The organism is Rhizobium sp. WYCCWR10014 (assembly GCF_001657485.1).
Classification (GTDB): Bacteria; Pseudomonadota; Alphaproteobacteria; order Rhizobiales; family Rhizobiaceae; genus Rhizobium.
Genome location: NZ_LXFU01000023.1, coordinates 1 through 26,800, shown reverse-complemented (window position 1 = coordinate 26,800; position 26,800 = coordinate 1). Strand labels below are relative to the sequence as shown.

Below are 26,800 nucleotides of genomic sequence, written 5' to 3'. Positions count from 1 at the left end.
TGACGAGAGGTCGAGCAGTCGAAGCGAGCAAGAAGATGAACGGATCGCGATCAAATCCTTCCCGACAGTCCGACAGGACCTCGCTCGATGCGCTGAACCGCACGATCGAAGGGCTGGAGGCGCGCATCGAAGGGCTGATGGGCAGCGGGCGCGAACAGCGGCCGCGCACGGCAGCGGCCGAGCGCGATCCTTATGCCGCTTCCCATGCTCCCCGGCCCGCAAAGGCTCCGCCCGAGCCGCGGCCGGATCCGCTCGCCGAAATCCGTCAACGCCAGCGCGCACTCGAAGCCAGCCGCGAACGGCCCTATGCACGCGAACAGGCCCCGCAGCTTCGTGAACCCACGCCGCGCGCCGCCGCCCCGGTGCCGGCGCCCGCCTTCCGCGCCGGCGATGACACGATGACGGAGATCGCCCAGGCGCTCGTCAATCTGCGGCAGGACCTGAAGCGCGACATTTCCGAGGGCGTCACCCGCGAGATGAACGCGCTGCGCGCCGAGCTGCGCGAAATCAAGACAAATGCCGGAGACGGCCGTTTCGCCGACGACATGCGCGCCGATATGGGCCGCCTTGCCCAGAGCATCACCCAGCTGACCGGCCGCTCCGCCGCACCGGAGGCCACGGGCCTTCGTGAGGATTTCGAAGAGCTGCGCTCGCTGATGGACGGCCTGGCGCGCGAAGATTCGCTGCGCCATATGGAAAATCGCTGGGACGGCTTCGAAAACCGGCTTGCGGCGCTCGATACCGAGGGGCTGCAGGAAGAACTCGTTTCGCTCGCTTATCGGCTCGACGACATCAAACGCCATATCGGCGGCATGGGCGAAAGTCCGGCCGTTCGGGCGCTGGAAGACAAGCTGATCTCGATCGCCACGGCGATGGAGCATTTCGGCAATATGATCCAGCCGCACGACCGGGTCATGTCCGAGCAGTTCGCCGCCATGGACATCAGGCTCGACGAGATCAGCCGGGCGATCGCGGCAAGCGGCCGCACGGCCACCACGAATGATCCGGGCCTGATGCAGCGGCTGGAAAGCCGGCTTGCAGCACTGGCAGACCAGATCGACCTGATGAGCCATGACGCAGCCAACCGCGTGAACCCGGCCGACGAGCTGGCGATGCGGCTGGAGGCGCTGACGGGACGCGTCGAGGAGCTGACGAAGGCGGAAGCGACGTCGCGGCTCGACGAACGGCTGGAACATCTTTCCTATCTGCTGGAGCGCACGCAGGAGACGGCGCCGCAGGCCGACCTCACCGGCACGCTTTCCGACATTTCCCGCAAGATCGACGCGCTTGAGAACGGCGCCGTCAACGACGTGCTGGCGCAGCGGCTCGACCATCTGGCCCGGCGCATCGACGAGATGGCCCATCAGCAGCAGGCGCCGGCACCGGCCGCGATAGCCGACGACGGCGCCTTCCTGCGTCTCGAAGGACGGCTGAGCGACATTGCCGCCCGGCTGGAAGAGAGCACATCGGCAGCGCCGACCGATCCGCGGGCGCTGAAGAACCTCGAAGACCAGATCGCCCATCTTTCGGCGCTGATGAGCGCGCCGCGCGAGAGCGCTGTCATACCCCCCGAACTCGACCAGCGCATGGGCGCGATCGAAGATTATATGGCGACGAGCGATGAATATATCATCGAGGCGGCACGCCAGGCGGCAGAGGCCGTGGTCGAAGCCTATTCGCGCCATGGCGGTCCGCAGGGTGTCATGCCCGCCGCCGACATGTCGGCGCTGACGGCGCTGGCCGAGGATCTGCGCCACCTCGAGGATATCAGCCGCGAAGGCGAGGAACGCACCCACAAGACTTTCCAGGCGCTGCACGAGACGCTGGTGCATATCGCCGATCGGCTCGACGGCATGGAAGATCGCGGCCGGCCGGTTGCCCAGATGCCGGTCGCCGACGTCGATTTCGATGTCGATCCCTATGCGCTGATGGTGGCCGAAGCGGAGATGAACAGGACGCCGGCCGCTGCCCCGACAGCGAAGGCTTCTCCTGTTATCCGTACGGCCGAAGTCGCAGCCGAACCTGTCGCCCCGGCGCAAGCCACCGCCATGAGCGGAACGAGCGCGATCGCCATCGAAGCCGCGACCAGGACGACGGAAGCTGCGACAGCGGCACCGGCAAAGGCCAGCCTGCTCGCCAGCCTCGGCAAGCGGCTGCTGCCCGGCAAGAAGGCCGAGAGCCGGACGACCGAACGCCCGATGATCGACCCCGCGCCGTCGATCGACCCCACCGACGTTGTGCCGACGGATGCGGCAAACGAATTGCTCGAGCCGGGCTCGGGCGCACCTGACGTGAAGAAGATCCTTGAACGGGTTCGCGCCAGCCAGAGTGCGGCGCGCGGCAAGCCTGCCGGCGAAACCGATCGCGCCGATTACATCGCTGCTGCGCGCCGAGCGGCGCAGGCGGCCGCGATGGAGGTGGATGCCAATCCGAAGCAGGCAGCCGGCAGGGCCGAGAAGAAGGGCGCGAGTGCCGACAAGGCCGGCAAGGCTTCCGACAAGACGGGCAAGACCAGCGCCTTTTCGCGCTACCGGCGGCCGATCCTGCTGGCGGTCGGTGCCGTGCTGCTCGCCATCATGGCCTTTCCGCTTGCTCGAACGCTGACAAGCGGCGAGCGCGCGCCGCAGCCGCCGGCGGAAGTCTCGGCGCTGACCGGCGCGGCAGAAAACCCGTCACCGGCCTTGCCTGAAGCGACACCCGCCCAGCCGGATGCCGCCGCTCTCGGAACGACCGCTCCGGCAGCGGATGCTGTACCGCCCGCTGCCGAACAGGCGCAGCCGGAGGCAACGCCGCCGGTCGGCGGCGACCATCTGACCGACGTGACGCCGCTTGACGGCGAAGGGGCTGCGACATTTGCCGCTCCCGCCCCGTCCGGTGCAGCACAGGAGACATCGGGCTTCGTTCCCGCACCCGCACCGCAGGCTGCCATCACCATTCCCGACAGCGTCCAGCCGAAATCGCTTGCCGATGCGGCGAGCGGCGGCGATGCGCTGGCGCTGTTCGAAATCGGCGCGCGTTATTCGGACGGCCGCAACGGCATGACGGTCGATCAGAAGCAGGCGGCGAGCTGGTACCAGCTCGCGGCCGACAAAGGCTTTGCGCCTGCGGAATACCGGCTCGGCAGCATGTACGAGAAGGGCAACGGCGTCGAACGCGACATCGCCAAGGCGAAGGGTTTCTACGAGCAGGCGGCAAACCAGGGCAATGCAAGCGCCATGCACAATCTCGCCGTGCTCTACGCCTCCGGCGCGCTCGGCCAGCAGGATTATGCGACGGCCGCCTCGTGGTTCACCAAGGCTGCGAACCTCGGCATTACCGACAGCCAGTTCAACCTGGCCATCCTCTGCGCACGCGGCAACGGCGTACCGGCGGATCTCGAAGAGTCCTACAAGTGGTTTGCGATCGCCGCAAAGGGCGGCGACAAGGATGCGGCGCAGAAGCGCGACGAAGTGGCCAAAGCCATGAAGCCCGACCAGCTCGAACGGGCACGCGCCAAGGCCGATCTCTGGAAGGCGGAACCGGTCGACCATCGCACGAACGCCATCGACATTCCCGACGAATGGGCCGGCACCGGCGCCAAGACGGCGAGCGTCGATATGAAGAAGGCGATCCGCAACATCCAGGCGATCCTCAACAATAACGGCTTCGACGCCGGCGTGCCGGACGGCGAAATGGGCGCGAAGACCGTGACCGCGATCAAAAACTTCCAGAAGTCCGTCGGGCAGGAACCGGACGGCAAGGTGACCGACGCGACCGTGAAGGCGCTGCTCGAACGCAACAAGCAGGGCGGCAAGGCAATCTGAGGCCCGCGTTGCATCGGCGCGGCGTCATCGTCGGCCTGGGAGATCGCCGACAGCAGCCCCTCATCCGCCTGCCGGCACCTTCTCCCCGCACGCGGGGCGAAGGGGGATCGCCGCAACCTCTCCGTTCCTCGCTCCCCTCTCGTATGGCACGTCCCCTCGCCCCGTTTACGGGGAGAGGGTTAGGCTGAGGGGCAGTCGTCGGCGCGAACTGAAGGAGTCGGCCGACTTTGTCAGCAATCCGGGCCTGGCGGCACTATGCCGCAAGGCTTTTTCCAATTTTGCCGTCGTCTGTCACAAAACCTGAAAAAAGCCGGATTATGCCCGGACATATCGATCCGCGCATCCGGCGAATCCTCTGCCACCGATCTCTCCGCCAATCTCTATGGCTAATCACGGGGCCGATCGAAAGCCTCTGGCAACGATTTCACAGTATGGTGCGCATTCGAACGGGGACGTGACAAGAAACCGCCCGGCAGGAGCGGTCATCATTCGGGGTCGGCTGTGACAATCTATCTGCCCATCGCAGAATTGTCGGTGAACATCTTCATCATTCTCGGCATGGGGGCGGCCGTCGGATTCCTGTCTGGAATGTTCGGCGTCGGTGGCGGTTTTCTCATCACGCCGCTGTTGATCTTCTACAATATTCCTCCCGTCGTGGCCGTCGCGACCGGCGCCAACCAGGTTGTGGCATCGTCGATATCGGGCGCGATCACGCATTTCCGGCGCGGCTCGCTCGACGTCAAGCTCGGCACGGTGCTGCTGGTCGGCGGTCTTACCGGCGCGACGGTCGGTATCTGGATCTTCTCGCTGCTGCGCGCCATCGGCCAGCTCGATCTCATCATCTCGCTGATGTATGTCATCTTCCTCGGCACCGTCGGCGGGCTGATGCTGCTCGAAAGCATCAATGCCATGCGTCGGGCAGCGCGCAACGAGCCGCCCGCACCGCGCAAGCCCGGCCACCAGCACTGGGTGCACAAGCTGCCGCTGAAGGTGCGCTTCAAGAAGTCGAAGATCTTTCTCAGCGTCATTCCAATCGTCGCGCTCGGCTTTGCGATCGGCATCCTCACCTCGATCATGGGTGTCGGCGGCGGCTTCATCATGGTGCCGGCGATGATCTACCTGCTGCGTATCCCGACCAATGTCGTCGTCGGCACCTCGCTGTTCCAGATCATCTTCGTGACCGCCTATACGACGATCGTGCAGGCGGCGACGAACTTTTCCGTCGACATCGTGCTCGCCTTCATCCTGATGGTGGCGGGTGTCATCGGGGCACAATACGGCGTGCGCGTCGGCCAAAAACTGCGCGGCGAACAGCTGCGCGCCCTGCTCGGCCTGCTGGTGCTCGCTGTCGGCGTGCGTCTGGCGATCGCTTTGGTGGTGACGCCGGCCGACGTCTATTCGGTGGTGATGGGAGCGGGCAATTGATGCGCCTGGCTGCCGCTGTCATCGCATTGATTTGCCTGCTGCCGGCTGTTGCCGGAGCGCAGTGGTTGCCGGGGCAAGCAACGGAAGCGGTGCGTGAAGGGTTGGAAATCGGCACGTCGACCAGCGAAATCGCCATCACCTCGGATTTCCACGGCGCGGATCTGACCATCTTCGGGGCGCTCTCGAATACCGACCAGTTGCTGCTCGCCATCGGCCAATATGACGTGGTCGTAGTGCTGGAGGGCCCGCGCCAGGATGCGACAGTGCGCAGGAAGGAACGCGTCTTCGGCATTTGGGTGAACACCCGCTCGATGACCTTCGAAGCCGTGCCGCATTCCTATTCGATGTCGAGCTCGCGCATGATCGACGATCTGACGACACCGCTCGAGCTGACCGATCAGGGGATCGGCATCGACCACATTCCGCTGACGCCGGTCGGCTTCGTCGGCGACGGCAGCAATCTCGGCGAGTTCCGCGATGCCTTCCGGCGGCTGCAGCAGGGCGGCGGGCTCTACGACCGCAACCCGAGCGGGGTGCGGTTCGTTTCCTCCAACCTGTTCAAGGCGAGCCTGCGCTTGCCGGCAAACATTCCGAACGGCGTGCACACCGTGCGCGCCTACCTGTTCAAGAGCGGGATTTTCGTGACCGACAAATCGCTGCCGCTGCGGGTCATCAAGACCGGCATCGAGCAGACGATCACCGATGCGGCGCATGACCAGCCGATCCTCTACGGCTTCGCGGCCGTACTGCTCGCCGTCATCACCGGCTGGGGTGCCAGCCTGATCTTCCGCAAGGACTGATCCACAGCCAAGGCGCTCAGGATTTCTTCCCGAAAATGGGCTCGGCAAGGCGCTGAGCATGAAGGCCTGCGCGAGCAGCTGCTTGCCCGAATGTCCTGCTCCAAAAAACCGCTTGCATTTCGCTATCAGTCAGCTTAGCTTTCAACCAGTTGTCAAACGCAACCAGTTTGGATGGATGGTAATTCAGAAGGAGGTTGGAAATGAGAAAGCTTGTTGTCTGGAACCTGATGACGCTCGATGGTTATTTCGAAGGCACGAAGCCTTGGGATATCGACTTCCACAATTTCGCCTGGGGACCTGAGCTGCAGCGCTATGCCGAACAGTTCGGCAGGGAAAGTGATCTGCTGGTATTCGGCCGGAAGACCTATGAGGGCATGGCCTCCTACTGGCCGACCGCCGAGGGCGAAGGTGAGATCAAAGCCTATATGAACGGCATCGCCAAGATCGCCGTGTCGCGGACGATGAGCGAGCCCGGCCGGAACAATGCCCGTGTCGTCAACGACCCGATCCCCGAACTGACGAGGCTGAAGCAGGAGGACGGCAAGACGATCTTCATCTTCGGCAGCGCCGAACTTGCCGACAGCCTGATCAAAGCGGGGCTTATCGATGAAATCAGGGTTTGCCTGGTGCCTGTCATTCTCGGCGGCGGCAATCCGCTTTTCAAACAGGCAGAGGGCCAGGTGCCGCTGAAGCTCATCGAATCCTCGACGACGGAGGGCGGCGCGGTAATCCTGCGCTACGAACCCGTCAGGGCTTAGGGATTTTGATGTGCGATGCCGTCCCGATGGTCGGGCCAGGGTATCCATCCCTGGTCGCACAAGAGAGCAGCCTGGGAAGTTCGCATTCGACTAAAAACCGGTTTTTAACATTTACGAGTTAGTAATCTCTCGGAAACGAGAGGTTTTGTCATGCGTACTCGTATCGTTCTGACGGCCATGGGTCTCGCGCTGCTTGCCGGCTGCGCGACGGCGCCGAAGCAGACGAGGAACATCTGTGCCGTCTTCGACGAGCGCGACGGGCTCTTCTCCAGTTGGCAGAGTGCCGCCGAGCGGACGGAGAAGAAATACGGCGTGCCCGTGCCGATCCTGATGGCGACGATGTATACCGAATCCGGCTTCCAGCCCTATGCGCGGCCGCCGCGCACCAAACTGTTCGGCTTCATTCCCTGGACCCGGCCTTCGACGGCCTACGGCTATTCGCAGGCACTCGACGGGACCTGGGATCACTACCAGTCGCAGACGGGGAACTGGACCGCGCGGCGGGCTAACTTCGCCGACGCGATCGATTTCATCGGCTGGTATCACTACCAGAACAGCGTGGAGACCGGCATTCCGCTGAACGATGCCTATAATCTCTATCTCGCCTATTATTCCGGGCCGACGGGATACAAACGCGGCGACTGGCGCTCGAACGCGCAGTTGCAGCAGACGGCGCAGAAGTTTGCGCGGATGGCCGGGACGTATCAGCGGCAGCTGCAGGAGTGCGATTGAGGGTATTGAAGGGCGCCCGCGTAAGCCGTCCAAATATGAAGGGCGCTACCCCCACAAATTCCCATACCTGACAGAATAAATCCGGTCCTTGCCGAGTAGATGCGCCATCAACAAAGCCTTGTCGAACAGGCCCCTCATCGCCTGATGGCCGAGATCCAGACCGCCGCTCATGACGCCGAAGGCCGGCATCAGCAGGCGGGCGCCGTCGGTGGCAAAGCAGGGGCGGCGGACGGATTTCTCGCGGCGGCGGACGGTCGCGGACGGATGCAGGTGGCCGGCGATTTCGCCGCTCTGCAAGCCGTTCTTCGGCTCATGCCGGAAGGTCAGGCCGGCATAATGCATTTCGTCGGCGGACGTGCCCGGTAGATCGACGATGCCATCCGGATCATGGTTGCCATTGATCCAGATCCATTCGCGGCCGCGGGCCATCTCGACGATCAGGGCGCGAAAATTCTCCGGCAGATGCTTGGAACCGATACGGTCGTCGAAATTATCGCCGAGCGAGATGACGAGCTTCGGATCATAACGCGAGATGACGGCGGCAAGGACGGTCAGCGTCGCCAGCGTATCGTAAGGCGGCAGCATCATGCCGCGGCGGGCGAAGGCTGCGCCCTTTTCCAGATGCAGGTCGGAGACGACGAGCAGCCCGGCATCCGGCAGATAGAGGGCGCCGAGCGGATCGCAGACGGCGGCAATGCCATGGACCGATGTCTCGATGCCCGGCATGGCGGCCAGTCCTGATATGTTGCGCGCCAGCGCCAGGCGGTTCATCACGGTCGTCATTCCCAAATCGTCGTCTGGCCTAAATCGTCGTCGGGCCTAAATCATCGTCAGGCCTAAATCGTCGGGCCCTAATTCTCATCAGGCCCGATTCTCGTCAAGCGAGCGCTTCGGCGATGAGATCGTCCGCCGCTTCGGCGAGCAGCGCGTCATGAGCCTCACCCGGCACCGCCTCGCGTCCGATTTCCAGCATCACCGGCACGGCGAGCGGGGAAATATGGTCGAGAGCGCGGTGGGTGATGTGGCCCCTGATTCGTCTCAGCATATCGCCAAGACGGCCAATATCCAAAAGTCCCGTCGCCGCATCCTGCCGCGTCGCCTGCAAGAGGATGTGATCCGGCTCGTGACTGCGCAGCACGTCGTAGATCAGATCGGCGGAGACGGTGATCTGGCGACCGCTCTTTTCCTTGCCCGGATGGCGGCGCTCGATCAAGCCTGCAATGACGGCGCAATTGCGGAAGGTGCGCTTCAACAGGAAGGATTCGTCCAGCCAGGCTTCGAGATCGTCGCCGAGCATGTCTTCGTCGAAGAGGTCGGAGAGGCTGAGCCGGCCATTGCCGATCATCAGCCCCATATCCTCGAGGCCCCAGATGGCCAGCGAATAATCGGTGGCGACGAAACCGAGCGGCTTGGCGCCTATCCGCTCCAGCCGGCGGGTCAGCAGCATGCCGAGCGTCTGGTGGGCGAGACGGCCTTCGAAGGGATAGGCGACCATGTAGCCGCGGCTGCCGCGCGGGAAGGTTTCGATCAGAAACTCGTCGCGCTTCGGCAGCATCGACTTGTCGTTCTGCAGCGACAGCCAGTCGCGCACCTGATCCGGCAGGTGGCGCCAGCGGTCGGGATCGGCGATCATCGCCCGCACCTGCTCGGCGAGATAGGTAGACAGCGGAAACTTGCCGCCATTATAGGAGGGGATCTTCGGATCGAGCGAAAAGGCCTGCGACGCCAGGCATTCGTTCTCGCGGATGCCCTCGAAACGCAGCACCTTGCCGGAGAAGACGAAGGTATCGCCCGGCGACAATTGCTCGAGGAAATATTCCTCGACCTTCCCCAGCGTAGCGCCGCCGCGGCCGATCCTGCCGCCCTCGCCGCGCTTGACCATGCGGATATTCAGCATCGGGCTTTCGACGATGGTGCCGAGGTTGAGGCGGTATTGCTGGGCGACTGCAGGATTGGAGACGCGCCAACGGCCTTCCTTGGTCTTGCGGATGCGGGCGTAACGCTCGTAGGTCCTCAGCGCATAACCGCCGGTGGCGACGAAATCGACGATGCGCTCGAAGGTCTCCCAGCTCAGATCGGCATAGGGCGAGGCGCTGATGATTTCATCGTAAAGTTCCAGCATGTCGAAAGGCTCGGCGCAGGCCATGCCGAGCACATGCTGGGCAAGCACGTCGAGCGCGCCGCGGCCGACGGGCGGGGTGTCCTGCGCGCCGATATAATTGGCATCGAGGGCGGCCTGGCACTCCATGACCTCGAAACGGTTGGCAGGCACGAGGATCGCCTTCGAGGGCTCGTCCATGCGGTGGTTGGCGCGGCCGATGCGCTGGGCAAGACGCGAGGCGCCCTTCGGCGCGCCGACATGGATGACCAGATCGACATCGCCCCAGTCGATGCCGAGATCGAGGGTGGAGGTGGCGACGACGGCGCGCAGCCGGTTTTCGGCCATCGCCGCCTCGACCTTGCGGCGCTGCGCGACATCGAGCGAGCCGTGATGGAGCGCGATCGGCAGGTTGTCGTCATTGATCGTCCAGAGCGCCTGGAAAAGCATTTCCGCCTGGCTGCGGGTGTTGACGAAGAGCAGCGTCGTGCGATGTTCGACGAGCTTGTTGTAGACATCGGGAATGGCATATCGGGCGGAATGGCCGGCCCAGGGAATGCGCTCTTCGGTCGACAGGATCGAGATATCGGGTTTGGCGCCGCCTTCGACGACGACCAGCCCCGCATGATGTTCGCTACCCTCTTCCTGGCCGACCAGCCATTTCTGCAGATCCATCGGCTCGGCGACGGTCGCCGAAAGGCCAATCGTCTGGAGACCGGGGGCAAGGCGGCGCAGGCGGGCAAGGCCGAGCGAAAGCATATGGCCGCGCTTGGAGGTGACCAGCGAATGCAGTTCGTCGAGGACGATATATTTCAGGTCCTTGAAGAAGCGCTCGGCCTCCCGGTTCGCCAGAAGCAGGGCGACCTGTTCGGGCGTCGTCAGCAGAATATCCGGCGGGTTGAGCTTCTGGCGCTGGCGCTTGGCGTTCGGGGTGTCGCCGGTGCGGTTTTCGACGGTGACCGGCAGGCCCATCTCCTCGACCGGCTTCGTCAGGTTGCGCTCGATATCGATGGCAAGCGCCTTCAGTGGCGAGACATAGAGCGTATGGATGCCGGTGAAGGCAGAGCCGGGCGGGATCCGGCCGCGGCGGGTGAGATCGGTGAGCGAGGGCAGGAAACCGGCGAGCGTCTTGCCGGCGCCGGTCGGCGCAATCAGCAGCGTGCTGTCGCCGGCCTCGGCGCGGGCAAGCAGTTCCAGCTGATGGGCGCGCGGGCGCCAGCCCTTTTCCGCAAACCAGCGGGTAAAGGCGGCAGGAAGCAGGGTACGGGCTTCGGAATCGATCTGGTCCACGCCCTGAAAGTAGTGAAACGCCGGGGAAAAAGAAGAGCGGCGACTTTTCACATGGCGATATAGCGATCCTTGCGGTGGTTGATGGCGATCGTGAGGTTGAGAACGATCGCACCAAGCACGGAGCAGGCGATGATGAAGGGGCTTGCGACGAAGAAGGAGAGCGCCAGGATGACGCCGTCGAAGCCGAGCTGGACGAAGCCGGCGCGCCAGCCGAAGCGATCCTGGATATAGAGGGCGAGAATGCCGATGCCGCCGAGGCTGGCGCGGTGGCGGAAGAGCGCCAGCATGCCGGCGCCGATGACGAGGCCGCCGAAGAGCGCACCGGCAAAAGGATCGACATGCGCCATGCTGATGAAGCGCGGGACGAATTCGGACAGGACCGAGGTGAGCGCGATGGCGGCGAAGGTCTTGACGGTGAAGGCGGCGCCCAAGCGGCGGAAGGCGAGATAATAGAAGGGCAGGTTCACGGCAAAGAAGCAGAGGCCGAAGCTGAAGCCCGTCGCATAATGGGCGAGGAAGGCAAGGCCCGCCGTGCCGCCGGCAAGCAGTCCCGCGCCGGAGAGAAGCGATACGCCGAGCACGGCGAGCATGCTGCCGGCGACGATGCCCTGGGCGTCGTCGAGCAGCGAGTGACGATCGGCGCTGGAATTCAGAAGGCCTGCGAAAGCGTTGGATGCCATGTTGTTCCCCTGGCGGCTTTTCCGTCTTCTATCCGGGGTCAGGATAAAGGCAAGTGGCAAGCAACGAGGACACCTCTTGACAGCTGACATAATCGTGGATATTTTTTATCCACGAATTGAGGAGGCCAGTTGCATGAAGATGGGCGATGGGGTCGAGCAGGCCATTCACAGCGTTGCGATGCTTTCCGGCCTCTCCGAAGGCGGCGTGCTTTCGGCGGCGGCGCTGGCGGAGTTTCACGGCGTTTCGACAAGCTATTTGCTGAAGCATCTGCAGGCGTTATCAGGCGCCGGCATCCTCGATACCGTTCCGGGGCCGAAGGGCGGATATCGGCTGGCAAAAGCGCCGAAGGAGATTTCGCTGCTCGACATCGTGCTCGCGGTCGAGGGGTCTGCGCCGGCGTTCCGCTGCGCCGAAATCCGCCAGCGCGGACCGAACCCGGTCTCCGATCGCTTGTTCGCCCAGCCCTGCACCATCAACGCGGCGATGCTGAAAGCCGAACGGGTCTATCGCGCCGAACTCGCCAAGACGAGCCTGGCCGATATCGGCATCGACCTTGCCGCCGTCGACGACGGATCGATCGCAGCTAGAGGCTGCGCCTTCCTTGAAATCCATGAACGCAAGACGGCTCGTTGAGCCACCAACAAAGGAGAAAGACCATGCAACCACGTTTCAACTTCGCCAAAGCCGCGCCCGATGCCTACAAGGCGGTCGCCGCGCTCGAGCAATATGTCCAGTCTTCCGGGCTGGAGCGCCGCTTCATCCACCTGATCAAGCTGCGCGCTTCGCAGATCAACGGCTGCGCCTATTGTGTCGACATGCATGTGAAGGAAGCCCGCCATGATGGGCTCAGCGAACAATGGATCAACCTGATGTGCGTCTGGCGGGAATCGCCGGTCTATGACGCCCGCGAACGGGCGCTGCTCGGCTGGGTGGATTCAGTGACCAATATCGCCAAGACAGGCGCGCCAGATGCCGACTACGAGACGTTGAAGGCACATTTTTCCGAAGAAGAAATGACGAAGATCACGGTAGCGATCGGCGCCATCAACATCTGGAACCGGCTTGCCGTCGGCTTCCGCTCGCAGCATCCGCTCGATGCGGCGCAGAAGGCAGCCTGAAAGATCTGCTGAGAGAGAAATCATCCTTGCAACCGACCCGAAAATCTCGGGTCGGTCGAATATCGGATCACTCGTGATCCCGAGTGGCCTGTACGGCAACGGCGTCAAACCGATTGTCCGAGAGGTCGATGCTATTGAAGAGGTCTCGAACGACTTTCGCAATTTCTTCCGCGGAAGCGCCCTTGGCGTATTCTTCCTGCATACGGCGTCTGACAAGTTTTTCCAAATCTGACATAACTCACCTCATCAAATCCGGCGCGAGATGAGTGTCGCCCCGCGGCCGATCACAGGCAAGTTACGTTTTGTTTAGAATGGCTTACCGTTTTGTAACGTTAGAGCATGTCGCGCAAAACTGTGCGGCGGTTTTGCGATAACGACATGCGTAAAACTAAAGCGCGATGTAGCGGTCGGCGCGGTGATTGATGGCGACGAAGAGGTTGAGGACGACGGCGCCGAGCACCGAATAGAAGACGACAGGCGGGGTGGTGACGAAGAAGGCGGCGGCGAGCACGCACATGTCGATGGCGAGCTGGACGAGGCCGGCGCGGATGCCGAAACGCTCCTGCAGGTAGATGCCGAGAATGCCGACTCCGCCGAGGCTGGCGCGGTGGCGATAGAGCGCCAGCAGGCCGAAGCCGAGCAGCAGGCCGCCGAGAAGGGCCGCCCAGGCTGGATGGATGCTCGAAATGGACAGGAAGCGCGACTGCACATCGGCAATCACCGAGGTCAGGCCGATGGCGATGAAGGTCTTGACGGTGAAGGCCATGCCGAGGCGCTTCCAGGAGAGATAGAAGAACGGCAGGTTGAGCAGGAAGAAGGCGAGGCCGAAATTGACGCCGAAGGCATAATGCAGGAGGAAAGCCACACCGGCGGTGCTGCCGGTGAGAAGGCCGGCGCTGGCGAGCACATAGAGGCCGAGCGCGGCAACCAGGCTGCCGGAGAATATGCCCTGCACATCTTCGATCGGGGTGTGGCGCGTCGCAGTCGTATTCCAGAAGCCAAGGGCATTGATGAGCTGTGTCATGTCGCCAGTCTCCACGGCGCACGAGTTCGGGAACGCGCTTGGGACGACCCGGGCGCGACGGAATTTGGATTATGAAAGGAGCCCGAGCGCCTCGGCGTAATATTGCCGGGCTCTCTGCCGATGCGGTGCAGTATCGGGTTTTTCGGTCTTCTGATCAAGCGAAATAGGTAAGCAATGCTGACCTATTAAAAAATCGCAAGAAATGTTCGCTCACGCGGGCTTACGCGTAAGGAATAGAATGCCGGAAACCGGTTTTCTGCCATCTTTGCGAATGACCGACTTGGCGATCTTCAGGATTTCCAGCCCGTGACGGGCAAGAAGCATCCTGACATAGCTTTCCGAATGGGCATAACGCAGCGACGGAGCGAGGTGAAAGCCGTCGCCCTCCCCCGCATCCTCGACGGAAAAGGCGATATCGGCGCCTGATGCAGCGAGGTCTCCGACGATGGCAAAGACGCTCTCGAGATTGCCGAGATACATCAGCACATCGGCTGCCGTCACCAGATCGGCGCGATGGCGCGCGGCCTCCGCAAACAGGCCGGAGAGATCGGGTGCAAGCGAGAGATCGGCCTGGGCAAGACTGTCATAGACCCGTTTCTCGGCGGCTTTTGCCAGCATGTTCTGGGAGAGATCGAAGCCTTCGAGGCGGCCGACACCGCCGCGGATTTCAGGGCCGAGCAGACCGGTGCCGCAGCCGAGATCGACGGCGCATTCGTAGCGCCTGCCGGTGGAGGCGACGAGCGCTGCGAGCTTCTGCGGGACGTTGTAGTCGAGCTTTTCGACAAGTGCTGATTCGAAACGGTCGGCGTAGTCGTCGAAGAGGCGCTCGACATAGCGGCTCGGCGGCCGGTCGGGCGTGGCACCGTCGCCGAGAAGGGCGAGCTTGAGGGTTGCGCCGAAAATATCTTCGGGATCGAAGGCAAGCGTCTTGCGGTAAGCCTCGATCGCGGCGTCACCCCTGCCCGCCTTTTCCAGATAGGCCGCGAGGCGATACCAGCCGGCGGCCCAGGCAGGCACGAGCTCGAGGGCCTGTTCCATCAGCTCGGCAGCCGCTTCCGGCTCGCCGCCTTCTTCGAGCATCCTGGCATAATCGGCGCGGCGGTCGGCGATGACGTCGCCTGAGGAAAGCTGGTGGGGCTGCATCAATGGGCCTGTAGCTGTTTGTTTTATGCATGTCGTTTTCCCGGAACCGCTGCACACTTCCGGGCGACATGCATTGGCCGGCATTTGGCGGCGGCCACAAAAAAACTCAAGTCCTATTTCAGAGGCGAAGCGGCCAATTCCGGAAAGGGCTTGCGGGCGCCGCGCCGCGACCTTATTCCAAGGGCAAACAGGAGATGGCTTATGTCCGATCAGGCGAACAGGTTCCTCGGCGATTCAATCGGCCGCACATTGATAAAGCTTATCGTGGTGTCGCTGATCGTCGGTTTCGTCATGACCGTCTTCGGCCTGACGCCGTGGGGCATCATCTACGGCATACGCGATTTCATCATGGAGATCTGGTACCGGGGCTTCTCGGCCCTCGGGCGCGTCGGCGACTATCTCCTCCTCGGCGCGACGATCGTCATCCCGCTCTTCATCATCCTTCGTCTTTTCAGCTACCGCCGGTAACATGACACCCATCGATCTTTCCAGGCGCGGCCTGCTGCGCCTTTCCGGACTTGCGCTCGCCGCCGGCATCGCCGGCTGCACCACGACCCCGCGGATGGCCGGCACGCCGTCCGACGGCGAGGACGAGACGGCGAGCGTACTGCCGCTCGTCAACCAGCTCAGGGCGAAGAACGGCCTGCCGCCGCTTGCCGTCGATCCGGCGGCAAGTACGGCCGCCCTGTTCCAGGCGAAACGCATGGCGAGTGCCGGCAAGATGGCGCATCTGATGGGCATGACCGACAGTTTCGGCGCGCGCGTCAAGGCGAGCGGCGTGCGGTTGCCGGCGGCCGAAAACATCGCGTCCGGCCAGCAGAGCGTCGATGCCGTGGTGGCGGCCTGGATCAACTCGCCGCATCACCTGGAAAACATGCTCGGTCGATATGGCGGCCTTGGCGTCGCCGTCGCCCATAATACATCTTCCAGGAACCTGCCCTATTGGGCCATGGTGCTTTCCAGCTGAGGTGATTCCGCCTGCAGCAGTTCAAGTGATGCAGCGTCTGTTGCGCGTCTGAAACGACGCGTGGCGCTGCCGCGACGAGGCCGGCATGGATACACGCAGCAATCACAACGCGCTTGCATTCGACGTGACGCACCTGATGGTGCTGTCGATCGCCCTTCCGATGACGCTCGGCTTCATGACGACGCCGCTGCTCGGGCTGACGAACACCGCCGTCGTCGGCCGCATGGGAAATGCGGAAGCGCTGGCCGGGCTGGCGATCGGCGCGATGCTCTTCGATCTGATCCTCGGCAGCTTCAACTTCCTGCGCGCCTCGACGACCGGGCTGACGGCGCAGGCCTATGGCCGTCACGACCAGCACGAGCAGCAGGCGGTCTTTTCCCGGGCGATGATTTCGGCGCTCGGCTGCGGGCTGGCGCTGCTCTGTCTTTCGCCGCTGCTAATGGCGGCGGGCTTGAAGCTGATGGGGGCGGAAGGCGCGATCGCCGAGGCGACCAGCACCTATTTTTCGATCCGCATGCTGGCAGCACCCGCGGCACTGGCCAATTATGCCATCCTCGGCTTCGTGCTCGGGCGCGGACAGGGCAATATCGGACTGCTGCTGCAGGCGATCATCAACGGCATCAACATCCTGCTTTCCATCTATCTCGGCCTGACGCTCGACTGGGGCGTGGCGGGGGTCGCCTGGGGAACGATGGCCGGCGAAACCGTCGGCGCACTCGCCGGGCTTGCCATCGTGCTCAGCGGCTTCGGCAAGGCAGCCCGGCCGGCATGGGCGGAGGTCTTTTCCCGGCACCGCCTGGCCGAGCTGTTCGCGCTCAACCGCGACATCCTGATCCGCACCTTCGTGCTGATCGGCGCCTTCACCATCATGACGCGGATCGGAACCAGCTTCGGCGCGGTGACGCTTGCCGCCAATGCCGTGGTGATGAATTTCTTCCTGCTATCAGGCTATTATCTCGACGGGCTTGCCAATGCCGCCGAACAGATCATCGGCCGGGCGATCGGCGCGCATTACCGGCCGGCCTTCGACCGCGGGCTGAAGCTGACGATCTTCTGGTCCTTCGGACTGGCAGCGCTCGGCTCCGCCTTCTTCTTCCTCGCCGGCCCCTGGCTGATCTCGGTGCTGACGACCTCACCCGAGGTGCGGCAGGCGGCCGAAACCTATCTGCCCTGGGCGGCGGTCACCGGACTGACCGGCGCGCTCGCCTTCCTGATGGACGGGGTCTTCATCGGCGCCACGTGGTCGGCCGACATGCGCAACCGGATGCTGATATCTTTTGCCGGCTATCTCCTGATGCTCGCGGTCTTCGTGCCGCTCTTCGGCAACCACGGCCTCTGGCTGGCGATGAACGCCTTCCTGCTCTTTCGCGGCATCTTCCTGGCGATGCTGGTGCGGTCGCGGGCCGATCAGACCTTCCGCGCCGCCCAGTAATCGACCCTGGTATCGCGCAGTTCGCGGATCGAACCGGCCTTTTCGCGATCCAGGAGTTTCGACAAGCCGCGGACGATATCGCCGGCCAGGCCGGGGCCTTCATAGACCATGCAGGAATAGAGCTGGACCAGATCGGCACCCGCCCTGATCTTCTCCAGCGCAGTCTCGGCCGAGGAGACGCCGCCGACGCCGATGATCGGCAGATCAGGGCCGACACGCTTGCGCATCCTGGCAAGCACCGCCGTCGACTTTTCGAACAGCGGCACGCCGGAAAGGCCGCCCGTCTCCTTCGCCTGGCGCTGATCCTTGAGGCCATCGCGCGACAGCGTGGTGTTGGAGACGATCAGGCCATCCAGCGTATGCGAGAGCACTTCCGCGGCGATATCGTCCATGCCTTCCTCGGTCAGATCAGGCGCGATCTTCAGAAAGACCGGAATCTTCCGGCCGGATGCCGCCGCCATCTCGTCGCGCGCCGCAAGCACTGATGACAGCAGTACCGCAAGGCTTTCGCGCCCCTGCAGGTCGCGCAGACCGGGGGTATTCGGCGAAGAGATGTTGGCGGTGAAATAGCGCGCGACGGAATAAAAGCGGCGGATGCCGGCGACATAATCGGCGATGCGGTCCTCGCTGTCCTTGTTGGCGCCGATATTGACGCCGATCATGCCGCCGCCCCTGAGCGCGGCGAGGCGCCCGAAAGCGGCATCATGGCCTTCATTGTTGAAGCCGAGGCGGTTGATGACAGCTTCATCCTCCACCAGGCGGAAGATGCGCGGGCGCGGATTGCCGGATTGCGGCTTCGGCGTCACCGTACCGATCTCGGTAAAGCCGAAGCCGAGCTTCAACAGCGCCTCCGGCACCTCGGCATTCTTGTCGTAGCCGGCGGCCATGCCGAGCGGATTTTCGAAGGTAAGGCCGGCAACGATCTGGCGCAGGCGCGGATCGGACGTGATCTGGCAGGCCGGCACGAGGCCGGATTTCAAGGCGGCGATCGACATGCCGTGCGCCGTTTCCGGATCGAACAGGAAGAGACCCTTGCGGGCGAGACGCTTGAAGGGATCGATCATGGCTGCAGCTCCGGGAAGATATGGGCGCCGGCGTCGTCGAGCGGCAGCAGTACCTCCCAGAGCACGGCGGCAAGCGGCAGATCGGCGTAGAGATGCGGGAAGAGATCGCCGCCGCGCGAGGGCTCGAAGATCAGCTTGTCACCAAAGCCGCGGCCATCGACGGCAATCAGCAGCAGGCCGGACTGGCCGGCAAAGTGCAGGGCAGCGGTCTGCTTCACCTGGTCCGCCGTCGAGAAATGGATGAAGCCGTCCTGGAGATCGATGCCGGCGCCATGAAAAATGCCGGTTTGTCTGGCTTGCTGCCAGAGCGTTTCCGTCACGATCTTGTAAAGGGTCGGTGTCAGGGTCATCATGGCCTCACGATGGGCTGTTCCTTGGTTACCAGGGCTTTGCCGGAAAGAGGCGGCGATGTCCACGCCCCGGCGCGAAAAACGAGGGCACCCACAGGTAAAATCCGGAGGATGAGACGATGAAGGTTTTGGTTCTGACGCTTGGCGTTTTTCTCATGCCGTTTGTGGCCGCGGCAGCCGAAGCCGATGCGGGCCGCTTCCAGCTGGAGAAGAGCGGCGATCATTTCGTTCGGCTCGACCGGCAGACCGGGGCCATGTCGATCTGCCAGGACAAGGACGGCGCCCTCGTCTGCCGGATGGCGGCCGACGAACGGGCGGCCTATGAGGACGAACTCGACCGGCTGGCAAAGCGGGTGACGGCGCTCGAACAGGGCAATGTCGCCCAGCGCGCGCTGCCGAGCGATGCCGAAGTCGACCGTTCGATCAGCATCATGGAGCGGATGATGAAGAGTTTCATGGGGATGGTGAAGGAGTTCCAGGCTGAGGAAAACACCAATCCCCTTCCGCAGAAGACCTGATCTGATATAGTCAGTATGAGCAAGCTGGCGTGCAACGCGGAGGGGCGGAGGCACATGCCGGCATGATCGGGCTCTTGGGAGGGAGTTTTCGATGCAGGAACAGACCATCATCATTGCGGACGATCATCCGCTTTTCCGTGACGCGCTGCGCCAGGCGGTGATCGGCATGGAAGGCCGGCAGTCGATTGTCGAGGCCGGCGATTTCGCTGCGGCGCGCCGGGCAGCCGGCGCCCATGCCGATGCCGACCTGATGCTGCTCGATCTCGCCATGCCCGGCGTCAGCGGCTTTTCCGGCCTGATGGCTCTACGCTCCGAATTCGCCAGCCTGCCGATCGTCATCGTCTCGGCAACAGACGATGCGACGACCATCCGCCGGGCGCTGGAACTCGGCGCTTCCGGCTTCATTTCGAAATCCTCCGGTATCGAGGATATTCGCCGCAGCATCCAGACGGTGCTTGCCGGCGACATCGCCACGCCGGAAAGCTATCGCGACGGGCAGGAGCAGGATCCCGATGTCGCCGACCTGATCCACCGCCTGCATACGCTGACGCCGCAGCAGAGCCGGGTGCTGACCATGCTTGGCGAAGGGCTGCTGAACAAGCAGATCGCCTACGAACTCGGCGTCTCCGAGGCGACGATCAAGGCGCATGTCTCGGCGATCCTGTTGAAACTCGATGTCGACAGCCGGACGCAGGCCGTCATCCAGCTCGGCAAGATCAACATGGCAATGGTCGCCTGAGCGCAGCATGCGATAACAGGATTTTATTCCTCTTTCATCTTTACTCAGACGGCACGGTCGATTAATATTCCGCCGGGTTGAAGCGCGGCGTTGAATGAGCCGCGACGGAATCGCGCGCATGCTGTCACATGGCCAGATCTGGGAAGCGCTCGACAGGCTTGCCGAACGGCACGAGCTGACGCCGTCCGGTCTGGCGCGGCGCGCCGGCCTCGATCCGACCTCCTTCAACAAATCGAAACGGCTTTCCGCCGATGGGCGGCTGCGCTGGCCCTCGACGGAATCGATCGCCAAGGTGCTCGACGCCACAGGGGCGAGCATGGAACAGTTTCTGGCTTTCATGCGGCCGGAGGCCGGCTCTTTAGGACAGCAGGAAGGCGCATTTCCCCGGCAAGGCGGCTCCATTCCGCTGCTCGGTTTCGCCCAGGCGGGCGCCGGCGGTTTCTTCGACGATGGCGGCTTTCCGGCCGGCCAGGGCTGGGACGTGGTGGAATTTCCGGCAGCCCCGTCGCAAAAGGCCGGCGTCTATGCGCTGGAGGTGCAGGGCGAGAGCATGATGCCGCTTTATCGCGACGGCGACGTGCTGATCGTCGAGCCGGGGGCGCAGGTGCGCCGCAACGACCGCGTCGTCGTGCGCACAAACGAGGGCGAGGTGATGGCCAAGGTGCTGCTGCGCCAGAGCCCGCGATCGATCGAGCTGCTGTCGCTCAATCCTGAACATCCGAACCGCACCCTCGAGCTTTCCGACGTCGACTGGATCGCCCGGATCATCTGGGCCAGCCAATAGGAAGATATTCCATGCGCCCTGCCGCCTTCATCACAGGTATCACGGGGATGGTAGTGGTGGTCGGCCTGCTGATGGCGGGCGAAGCAAGGCTTGGCAGCGGCGCAGCCAGCGAAGAAACGGCGTCCGCAGGGGAGACGGCGGCAGCACCGGCGGATACTGCCCTCGAGGCCGGCAAGCCCGCGACGATGTCGGACGACCGTGCCGAAATGATTGCTCGCGCGGCCGAACCGGCGCCCCCACCCGCTCCAGACCCAGGCGACGGGGTGACCTCCAAACCGGCCGATCTGCCGCAACAAGCGGAGACGGCAGCCGGGAAAACGGCAGGTCCGGCTACGAAAAAGGCGGTGGAGCTGGCGCGGCCGATGGCCGAAAATGCCGGCATTCTTTCCTTTGGCGAGCGCCGGCTTCAGATTGCCGGCATTGTGCCGACGCCGGTCGACAGGATATGCGGGCCGGCGGGCCGGCAATGGCCCTGCGGCATGATGGCGAAGACGGCGCTGCGCCTGCTGTTGCGCAACCGCAGCGTCAGCTGCGATCTCGAGACGGTGGAATGGAAGGAAACAGTAACGACTGCCTGCCGGCTCGGCACAGAGGATCTCGGCTCATGGCTTGCCGAAAACGGCTGGGCGGAAGCAGCAGTGGGTTCGCCGCTTACGGCTGCCGCCGAAAAGGCCAGGCAGGCAGGAAAAGGCCTCTACGGCGACGATCCGCGCCGCAATTAAACCGGCAGCCACGACAGCGGTCGGACAGCCCTGGATCGGGCCGATCCCTTGTAATGACTGTCGCCAATTCCTAATCTCGGCAGATCGAAAAAGGAATCAGAGATGAACAAGCCGCTTTCCGCCCATGATGCGCTGATCTACGTGATGGTGATGGCATCCGCCGTCGACAGCACGATGAACGACCGGGAGATGACAAGGATCGGCCAATTGATCGGATTCCTGCCGGTTTTCCGGGATTTCGATGACGACAAACTGATTGCGGTGGCGCGCGACTGCGCCTCGCTGCTGGCCGGGCCGGAAGGCCTCGACGTCGTGCTCGAAACCGTGCGCGATACCCTGCCCGCAAAGCTCTACGACACGGCCTATGCGCTCGCCGTCGAGGTGGCATCCGCCGATCTCTCGGTCAAGGCGGAGGAGTTGCGGCTGCTCAGCCTGCTGCGCGATCGGCTCGGCCTCGACAAGCTCACCTGCGCGGCGATCGAGCGCAGTGCGATTGCCCGCTTCCGCAGGGGCTGAACACTAAAGCGCGTCGCAATCTTTCAGATTCGCTCCTCGCGCTTTAGATCTTTGTTTTGATGCATGTCCTTATCCCGGAGCCGCTGCACACTTCCGGGCGACACGCATGTCAATAGAGCCCGTAGGGGAAATACCGCAGATAGATTTCCTGAAGGCGGCCGTTGCGCGACAGCGTGGCGAGCGCGTGGTCGATGGCGGATGTCAACACGCTGTCTTTCTGCCGCAGCATGATCGTCATGCCTTCGCCGAGGAAATGCTCGGAGAGATAGGGGCCGTCGAAGAGCGCGCAGCATTTGGCTGAGGCCGGCGAAGAGACCCAGAAGGAAAGCTGCAGCGCATCGGCAAAGGCGGCATCGACCTTGCGATCCTTGAGCGCCGCAAGCAGGGCGTCCTTCGTGTCGAATGGCTGGGCCTTGAGCGCGGGGAAAAAGGCAGCCAGCATCGCCTCATGCACCGTCCCCCTGACGACACCGACCGGATGGCTGGCAAGCGCGGCGGCGGTCTTTCCGTCGAGCGGCACGCCGAGATTGCGCACGAAGCGCGCCGGCAGCATCAGATAGGGTCTGGAGAAGAGGAATTGCCGGCGCAGCTCCGGGGTCACCGCAAAACCGGCGATGACGGCATCGCCCTGCGAGGCGGCGAGCGCATCCCTGAGGTCGACGAAGGGAATCGCCTGGATCTGGCACTTATCCGATATTTCCAACTCACTGCAGATTTCGCGGGCGAGATCGACATTGAAACCGGAAAGCTTGCCGTTCTGGTCGGTGAAATTGAAGGGCGGGAAATCGACCGACGTCAGGAAACGCAAGCGCACCAGCGAGGAGAGATCAGGCCTCGCAAGACGTTCGCGCGCATCGAAGAGCAGCGGCAGCGAGGGCGCCGCCTGCTGGGCCGATGCGGCAAAACTTGAAACGAGCGCGCCGAGAAACAGGCCGAGCGCGAAGAAACCCTTCAGAGTCAGGGATGCGAGATTGGATTGCATCATCTTGATCGTTGTCTCTGGGTTAAGCGCGAAGCATTGCGGCGTCGGCGAGATGTATCAGAGTCATGCGCGGCGGGGAATATGTGTGGGAGTGAGCCGGATCGTGCTGCCGTGCGAAGAGCAGCCTTCATGCGACATCCCCGGCCCAGGAGATCTCAGAACCAGCCCCTTGTATCTGCGCGTTAGAGATTTCGTGCGATGGAAGCGATTGAGCGTCTGGCCGGGTGGCCACCCGGCCAGAGGCGTGACGAAGTCGCCCGTTTCCCCCTCCGGTTACAACCGTGGATTAGCCTGGGATCTTCGTCATCGTCACGTACGACCGAATAGTCGCTTGGCTTCAACCGCACGCACAAGGCAGGTTACCGTGAACAGAGTTATATGTGGAGTGGATGTTTCGAAGGACTGGCTGGATGCGTTCATCCGCCCGTCCGGGACATTTGAGCGCTTCGGCAACGATGCGGCCGGCATCGGCGCGCTGGCTGCGCTCTGCCGGGAGCATGGGGTCGAACTGGTCGTCATGGAGGCGTCGGGCGGCTACGAGCGGCAGGCTTTCCTGCTGTTGTGGGAGCTGGGGATCGCCTGCGCCTTGGCCAACCCGCGCCATGTGCGCCGCTTTGCTGAGGCCATGGGCTTTCTGGAAAAGACCGACCGCATCGATGCGGCGATGATCGCCCATTATGCCGAGACCAAGCGGCTGTCTGCCCTGCCGCCGCCGAAAGCCGCGCAGCTACGGCTATCGGCGCTGATGACGCGGCTGTCCCAGGTCACGCGGGACCTCATCGTTCAGAAGCAGCGCCGCAGTGCGGCCGGCGATGGGGCGATCGTGGAAAGTCTCGACGAGGTGATCGCACTGCTGATGCGCCAGAGCAGCAGGCTGGAAGGCGAGATTGCCTCGATGATCGACGATGATCCGCTCTGGGCCTGCCTCAACCGGGCCTTTCGCTCGGTCAAGGGCGTGGCCAACCGCACCGTCGCCCGGCTGATGGGCGAGCTGCCCGAGATCGGCCGGATCTCCAACAAGGCGATCGTCAAACTGGCCGGCCTGGCGCCGATTGCCAACGACAGCGGCAAGAGAGCCGGACCCCGGCCGGTGCGCGGTGGGCGCTCCGGACCGCGGGGCATCCTGTTCCTGGTCGCCGCTATCGCGGCCAGACACGATCCGCATCTGGCTGCCTTCAGGCAAAGGTTGCAAAGCGCCGGCAAACCCAAAATGGTCATCCGCATCGCGCTCGCCCGAAAACTCCTGGTCATTCTCAATGCAAAAGCACGAGATGCGCGTAGAGAATTCGAATGTGCAACTTGACAACCCAGATAGTCGCTCATCCGGCTGCCGCCACCTTCTCCCCGTAAACGGGGCGAAGGGGATACGCCGCGACCTCTCGGCTCCCATCCGACCCCCGCATGGCACGTCCCCTCTCCCCGTCAGAACGGGGAGAGGGTTAGGATGAGGGGCAGCCACTAGCGCGAACTGGACAGCCCTGGCGCAAGACCCGAGACGACAATTCAGTCCCTAAAAATCACAGCCAGCCGCCGCCTCGTGTTAGCGCGGAATTAAAGAATATCGCCTTTTATTTGTTGCGACGACATCGGACCCCGCCAGCCGATCGCATGATGCAAGCGTCAGCCCAAACGTAATCCCTAATCCGCGATATTGAAGCAGCATTTTTCTGCAACAATTGATTTCAAAAGCACCGGGCGCGCGAGCACGCCCCGTCAATCGGGTGACATTTCCATGCTGAAACATCTGAAAATTCGCACAAAAATCATATCGGTGGTGGCACTCCTGGGGCTGATCACGATGGCCGGGCTGATCTATGTCATTTCCGAATTCCGCCGTGCGGACGCCGCCTACAGCGCCTTCATCGCTCATGAGGCGCAGGCCTCGATGCTGAGCGCGCGCGCCAGCGCATCGGCGGTGGCCTCAGTGCTGCAGGTAAGCCTGCTTGCCGACATGAAGCCCGATACGCCCGAATTCCAGACGGCGCTCGCCACACCGAGCAAGCTGCCGCAGGCGCGTGACCGCATGAAGCAGGCGCTGGCACTGGTGCCCAGCCGCAAGCCGGCGATCGATGAAATTCAGGCTAGCATCGATGAGATCGAAATGCTGGCGAACAAGATCATCGAACAGAGCAAAGCCAAGGACAGCGCCGGCGCCCAGGCGAATGTTGTCCTGATCAATGCCAAGCTCGATGCACTGACGCCGAAGATGATCGCCAACAATGATGCGATGATGGCAATGCTCAACGATGGCGGCGGCGCGCTCTCGGCTTCCGTCAACGAACGGATCGTCTTCTGTCTCATTCTGATCGGCATCGCCGTTCTCGCTGCCGTCGGCTTCAGCGTGGTCGTGGCCCAGATCGGCATCGCCGGCCCGATGATGCAACTGCGCCAGCGCATGACGCGGCTTGCCGAGGGCGATACGACAAGCGATGTCGGCGGCCTTGATCGCGGCGACGAGGTCGGCCAGATGGCAAAGGCCGTTTCGGTCTTCCGCGACAATGCGATCGAGCGTGCCCGGATCGAAGCGCGCGCCGCAGCAGACCGCGACGTCAGCGACAGCGAGCGCCGCGACCGCGAGGCGCAGAAGGCCCGCGAAGGATCCGAACTCGACCGCGCCGTCACCGCACTCGGCGACGGCCTGCGCCGCCTTGCCGCCGGCGATCTCGCCTCGCATATCGCCGAGCCCTTCGTCGCGCATCTCGATGCGCTGCGTGCGGATTTCAACAACTCGGTCGAGAAGCTCAACGAAACCCTGCATACGGTCGGCGCCAATGCCCGGGCGATTGGCGCCGGCGCCAATGAGATTCGTTCCTCCGCGGACCAGCTTTCCCAGCGGACGGAACAGCAATCGGCCTCCGTCGAAGAGACGGCAGCAGCGCTGGAGGAGATCACCACGACGGTGCGCGACGCCGCCAAGCGGGCCGAGGAGGCAAGCCAGCTCGTCGCCCGCACCCGCCTCGGCGCCGAAAAGTCAGGCGAGGTCGTCCGCAAGGCCGTCTCCGCCATGCAGCAGATCGAGAAGTCCTCGGGCGAAATCTCCAACATCATCGGCGTCATCGACGACATCGCCTTCCAGACCAATCTTTTGGCTCTGAACGCCGGCGTTGAAGCCGCCCGCGCCGGCGATGCCGGCAAGGGCTTTGCCGTCGTCGCCCAGGAGGTGCGCGAGCTCGCCCAGCGCTCGGCCAAGGCGGCCAAGGAGATCAAGGCGCTGATCAGCACCTCCGGCTCGCATGTGCAGACCGGCGTCTCGCTGGTCGGCGAGACCGGCAAGGCGCTCGACGCGATCGTCGCCGAGGTGCAGGAGATCAACCAGCACGTCCACGCGATCGCCGAAGCCTCCCGCGAACAGTCGATCGGACTGCAGGAGATCAACACCGCCGTCAACACCATGGATCAGGGCACGCAGCAGAATGCAGCGATGGTCGAGGAATCCACCGCCGCCAGCCACAACCTCGCCACCGAAGCGGCAGCGCTCAACAATCTGCTCAGCCAATTCCGGCTGACCGGCACCGGCGGCTTCACCGCTAGTGCGCCAATCGCCACAGCAGCACCACGCGCGCCCACGCGCCCTGCAGGCAGGGCAACCCCGGTCCGCGTCGCCCGCGAAGGCACCGCCCGCCCGGCCGCCTCACCGGCCCGCGCGCTCGGCCAGAAGATCGCCAACGCCTTCGGCGCCGGCAGCAGCACGTCGCCGAGCCAGGATCCCGACTGGACGGAATTCTGAGCCGATCCTCGGCCCGAGCCACGGCGGTCTGGTTCGCGTAGATGGCTGCCCCTCACCCTAACCCTCATATGCGCTAGGTTAGGCGGGCATGTAGAACGTCGCATTGTTTTCGGCGTCTTCGCGGCGG

Annotated in this window: 26 protein-coding genes; 17 read left to right on the top strand and 9 right to left on the bottom strand. The window is 63.5% G+C overall.

All coding sequences use genetic code 11. The annotated features are described in order from the left end of the window. Positions 1 to 35 precede the first annotated feature (35 nt). The 5 genes from A6U98_RS02380 (at position 36) to A6U98_RS02360 (ending at position 7,518) form a co-directional block, all read left to right on the top strand. The gene (locus A6U98_RS02380) at positions 36 to 3,803 is read left to right on the top strand and encodes a peptidoglycan-binding protein (protein WP_064647736.1); all 3,768 of its coding nucleotides are present in this window, start codon (positions 36 to 38) and stop codon (positions 3,801 to 3,803) included. 501 nt (positions 3,804 to 4,304) lie between these two features. After that, a complete protein-coding gene (locus A6U98_RS02375) occupies positions 4,305 to 5,228 on the top strand; it encodes a sulfite exporter TauE/SafE family protein (RefSeq protein WP_064647734.1) in 924 nt (307 codons plus the stop codon). Continuing rightward, a complete protein-coding gene (locus A6U98_RS02370) occupies positions 5,228 to 6,028 on the top strand; it encodes a TIGR02186 family protein (RefSeq protein ID WP_064647732.1) in 801 nt (266 codons plus the stop codon). The genes A6U98_RS02375 and A6U98_RS02370 overlap by 1 nt, the downstream gene beginning before the upstream one ends. Positions 6,029 to 6,228: 200 nt before the next feature. Further along, on the top strand, positions 6,229 to 6,786 hold the full coding sequence (locus tag A6U98_RS02365) for a dihydrofolate reductase family protein (protein WP_064647730.1): 558 nt from the start codon (positions 6,229 to 6,231) through the stop codon (positions 6,784 to 6,786). Positions 6,787 to 6,936: 150 nt separating this feature from the next. After that, positions 6,937 to 7,518 (top strand): transglycosylase SLT domain-containing protein, encoded by a 582-nt coding sequence (locus A6U98_RS02360; protein WP_064647728.1) that lies wholly within the window; start codon positions 6,937 to 6,939, stop codon positions 7,516 to 7,518. Positions 7,519 to 7,563: 45 nt separating this feature from the next. Here A6U98_RS02360 and pdeM read toward each other — a convergent pair whose 3' ends face one another. From pdeM to A6U98_RS02345, 3 genes are all read right to left on the bottom strand, one after another. Then, positions 7,564 to 8,301 carry a ligase-associated DNA damage response endonuclease PdeM gene (pdeM, locus tag A6U98_RS02355; protein ID WP_197496331.1) on the bottom strand — a complete coding sequence of 246 codons (738 nt, stop codon included), beginning with the start codon at positions 8,299 to 8,301 and terminating at the stop codon, positions 7,564 to 7,566. A 94-nt stretch (positions 8,302 to 8,395) separates the two neighbouring features. Beyond that, on the bottom strand, positions 8,396 to 10,906 hold the full coding sequence (locus A6U98_RS02350; RefSeq protein ID WP_064647726.1) for a ligase-associated DNA damage response DEXH box helicase: 2,511 nt from the start codon (positions 10,904 to 10,906) through the stop codon (positions 8,396 to 8,398). A 47-nt stretch (positions 10,907 to 10,953) separates the two neighbouring features. Continuing rightward, positions 10,954 to 11,586 (bottom strand): YitT family protein, encoded by a 633-nt coding sequence (locus A6U98_RS02345; protein WP_064647724.1) that lies wholly within the window; start codon positions 11,584 to 11,586, stop codon positions 10,954 to 10,956. 133 nt (positions 11,587 to 11,719) lie between these two features. On the opposite strand from A6U98_RS02345, the gene A6U98_RS02340 reads away from it, so the two are divergent. Both A6U98_RS02340 and A6U98_RS02335 read left to right on the top strand, forming a co-directional pair. Next, the gene (locus A6U98_RS02340; protein WP_027686090.1) at positions 11,720 to 12,220 is read left to right on the top strand and encodes an Rrf2 family transcriptional regulator; all 501 of its coding nucleotides are present in this window, start codon (positions 11,720 to 11,722) and stop codon (positions 12,218 to 12,220) included. Between the two features lie 23 nt (positions 12,221 to 12,243). After that, positions 12,244 to 12,705, top strand: coding sequence for a carboxymuconolactone decarboxylase family protein (locus tag A6U98_RS02335; RefSeq protein ID WP_011650365.1), 462 nt, complete (start codon positions 12,244 to 12,246; stop codon positions 12,703 to 12,705). A 67-nt stretch (positions 12,706 to 12,772) separates the two neighbouring features. On the opposite strand, the gene A6U98_RS36625 is transcribed toward A6U98_RS02335, so the two are convergent. The 3 genes from A6U98_RS36625 to A6U98_RS02325 form a co-directional block, all read right to left on the bottom strand. Next, the gene (locus A6U98_RS36625) at positions 12,773 to 12,940 is read right to left on the bottom strand and encodes a hypothetical protein (protein WP_156667808.1); all 168 of its coding nucleotides are present in this window, start codon (positions 12,938 to 12,940) and stop codon (positions 12,773 to 12,775) included. Between the two features lie 153 nt (positions 12,941 to 13,093). Further along, positions 13,094 to 13,729: a YitT family protein gene (locus A6U98_RS02330; protein WP_020493417.1), complete on the bottom strand. Its 636-nt coding sequence runs from the start codon at positions 13,727 to 13,729 to the stop codon at positions 13,094 to 13,096. 210 nt (positions 13,730 to 13,939) lie between these two features. Next, a complete protein-coding gene (locus A6U98_RS02325) occupies positions 13,940 to 14,872 on the bottom strand; it encodes a methyltransferase (protein WP_064647921.1) in 933 nt (310 codons plus the stop codon). A 201-nt stretch (positions 14,873 to 15,073) separates the two neighbouring features. On the opposite strand from A6U98_RS02325, the gene A6U98_RS02320 reads away from it, so the two are divergent. The 3 genes from A6U98_RS02320 (at position 15,074) to A6U98_RS02310 (ending at position 17,271) form a co-directional block, all read left to right on the top strand. Beyond that, a complete protein-coding gene (locus A6U98_RS02320) occupies positions 15,074 to 15,340 on the top strand; it encodes a DUF6460 domain-containing protein (RefSeq protein ID WP_064647722.1) in 267 nt (88 codons plus the stop codon). A gap of 1 nt (position 15,341) precedes the next feature. Then, positions 15,342 to 15,839 carry a CAP domain-containing protein gene (locus A6U98_RS02315; RefSeq protein WP_064647719.1) on the top strand — a complete coding sequence of 166 codons (498 nt, stop codon included), beginning with the start codon at positions 15,342 to 15,344 and terminating at the stop codon, positions 15,837 to 15,839. 85 nt (positions 15,840 to 15,924) lie between these two features. Beyond that, positions 15,925 to 17,271, top strand: a complete 1,347-nt coding sequence (locus A6U98_RS02310) for an MATE family efflux transporter (protein WP_064647717.1) — start codon at positions 15,925 to 15,927, stop codon at positions 17,269 to 17,271. Here A6U98_RS02310 and A6U98_RS02305 read toward each other — a convergent pair. Further along, complete coding sequence (locus tag A6U98_RS02305) at positions 17,247 to 18,335, bottom strand: quinone-dependent dihydroorotate dehydrogenase (protein ID WP_064647715.1); 1,089 nt, start codon at positions 18,333 to 18,335, stop codon at positions 17,247 to 17,249. The two genes, A6U98_RS02310 and A6U98_RS02305, sit on opposite strands and share 25 nt — an antisense overlap. Next, positions 18,332 to 18,685, bottom strand: a complete 354-nt coding sequence (locus tag A6U98_RS02300) for a DUF952 domain-containing protein (protein ID WP_064647919.1) — start codon at positions 18,683 to 18,685, stop codon at positions 18,332 to 18,334. Before A6U98_RS02300 ends, A6U98_RS02305 begins: the two co-directional genes overlap by 4 nt. 119 nt (positions 18,686 to 18,804) lie before the next feature. Here A6U98_RS02300 and A6U98_RS02295 point away from each other — a divergent pair, with 119 nt between their 5' ends. The 5 genes from A6U98_RS02295 (at position 18,805) to A6U98_RS02275 (ending at position 21,964) form a co-directional block, all read left to right on the top strand. After that, positions 18,805 to 19,203: a hypothetical protein gene (locus A6U98_RS02295; protein WP_064647713.1), complete on the top strand. Its 399-nt coding sequence runs from the start codon at positions 18,805 to 18,807 to the stop codon at positions 19,201 to 19,203. 91 nt (positions 19,204 to 19,294) lie between these two features. Beyond that, positions 19,295 to 19,942, top strand: a complete 648-nt coding sequence (locus A6U98_RS02290; protein WP_003545225.1) for a response regulator transcription factor — start codon at positions 19,295 to 19,297, stop codon at positions 19,940 to 19,942. A gap of 118 nt (positions 19,943 to 20,060) precedes the next feature. Beyond that, positions 20,061 to 20,726, top strand: coding sequence for a helix-turn-helix transcriptional regulator (locus A6U98_RS02285; protein WP_064647917.1), 666 nt, complete (start codon positions 20,061 to 20,063; stop codon positions 20,724 to 20,726). 11 nt (positions 20,727 to 20,737) lie between these two features. After that, positions 20,738 to 21,448 (top strand): thermonuclease family protein, encoded by a 711-nt coding sequence (locus A6U98_RS02280; protein WP_064647711.1) that lies wholly within the window; start codon positions 20,738 to 20,740, stop codon positions 21,446 to 21,448. A 102-nt stretch (positions 21,449 to 21,550) separates the two neighbouring features. Then, positions 21,551 to 21,964 (top strand): tellurite resistance TerB family protein, encoded by a 414-nt coding sequence (locus A6U98_RS02275; RefSeq protein ID WP_029875415.1) that lies wholly within the window; start codon positions 21,551 to 21,553, stop codon positions 21,962 to 21,964. Between the two features lie 109 nt (positions 21,965 to 22,073). Here A6U98_RS02275 and A6U98_RS02270 read toward each other — a convergent pair whose 3' ends face one another. Further along, positions 22,074 to 22,949, bottom strand: coding sequence for a transporter substrate-binding domain-containing protein (locus A6U98_RS02270; protein WP_064647709.1), 876 nt, complete (start codon positions 22,947 to 22,949; stop codon positions 22,074 to 22,076). A gap of 361 nt (positions 22,950 to 23,310) precedes the next feature. Here A6U98_RS02270 and A6U98_RS02265 point away from each other — a divergent pair, with 361 nt between their 5' ends. Then, a complete protein-coding gene (locus tag A6U98_RS02265) occupies positions 23,311 to 24,249 on the top strand; it encodes an IS110 family transposase (RefSeq protein WP_064647707.1) in 939 nt (312 codons plus the stop codon). Positions 24,250 to 24,678: 429 nt separating this feature from the next. Next, on the top strand, positions 24,679 to 26,673 hold the full coding sequence (locus A6U98_RS02260) for a methyl-accepting chemotaxis protein (RefSeq protein ID WP_064647705.1): 1,995 nt from the start codon (positions 24,679 to 24,681) through the stop codon (positions 26,671 to 26,673). Positions 26,674 to 26,800: the final 127 nt, after the last annotated feature.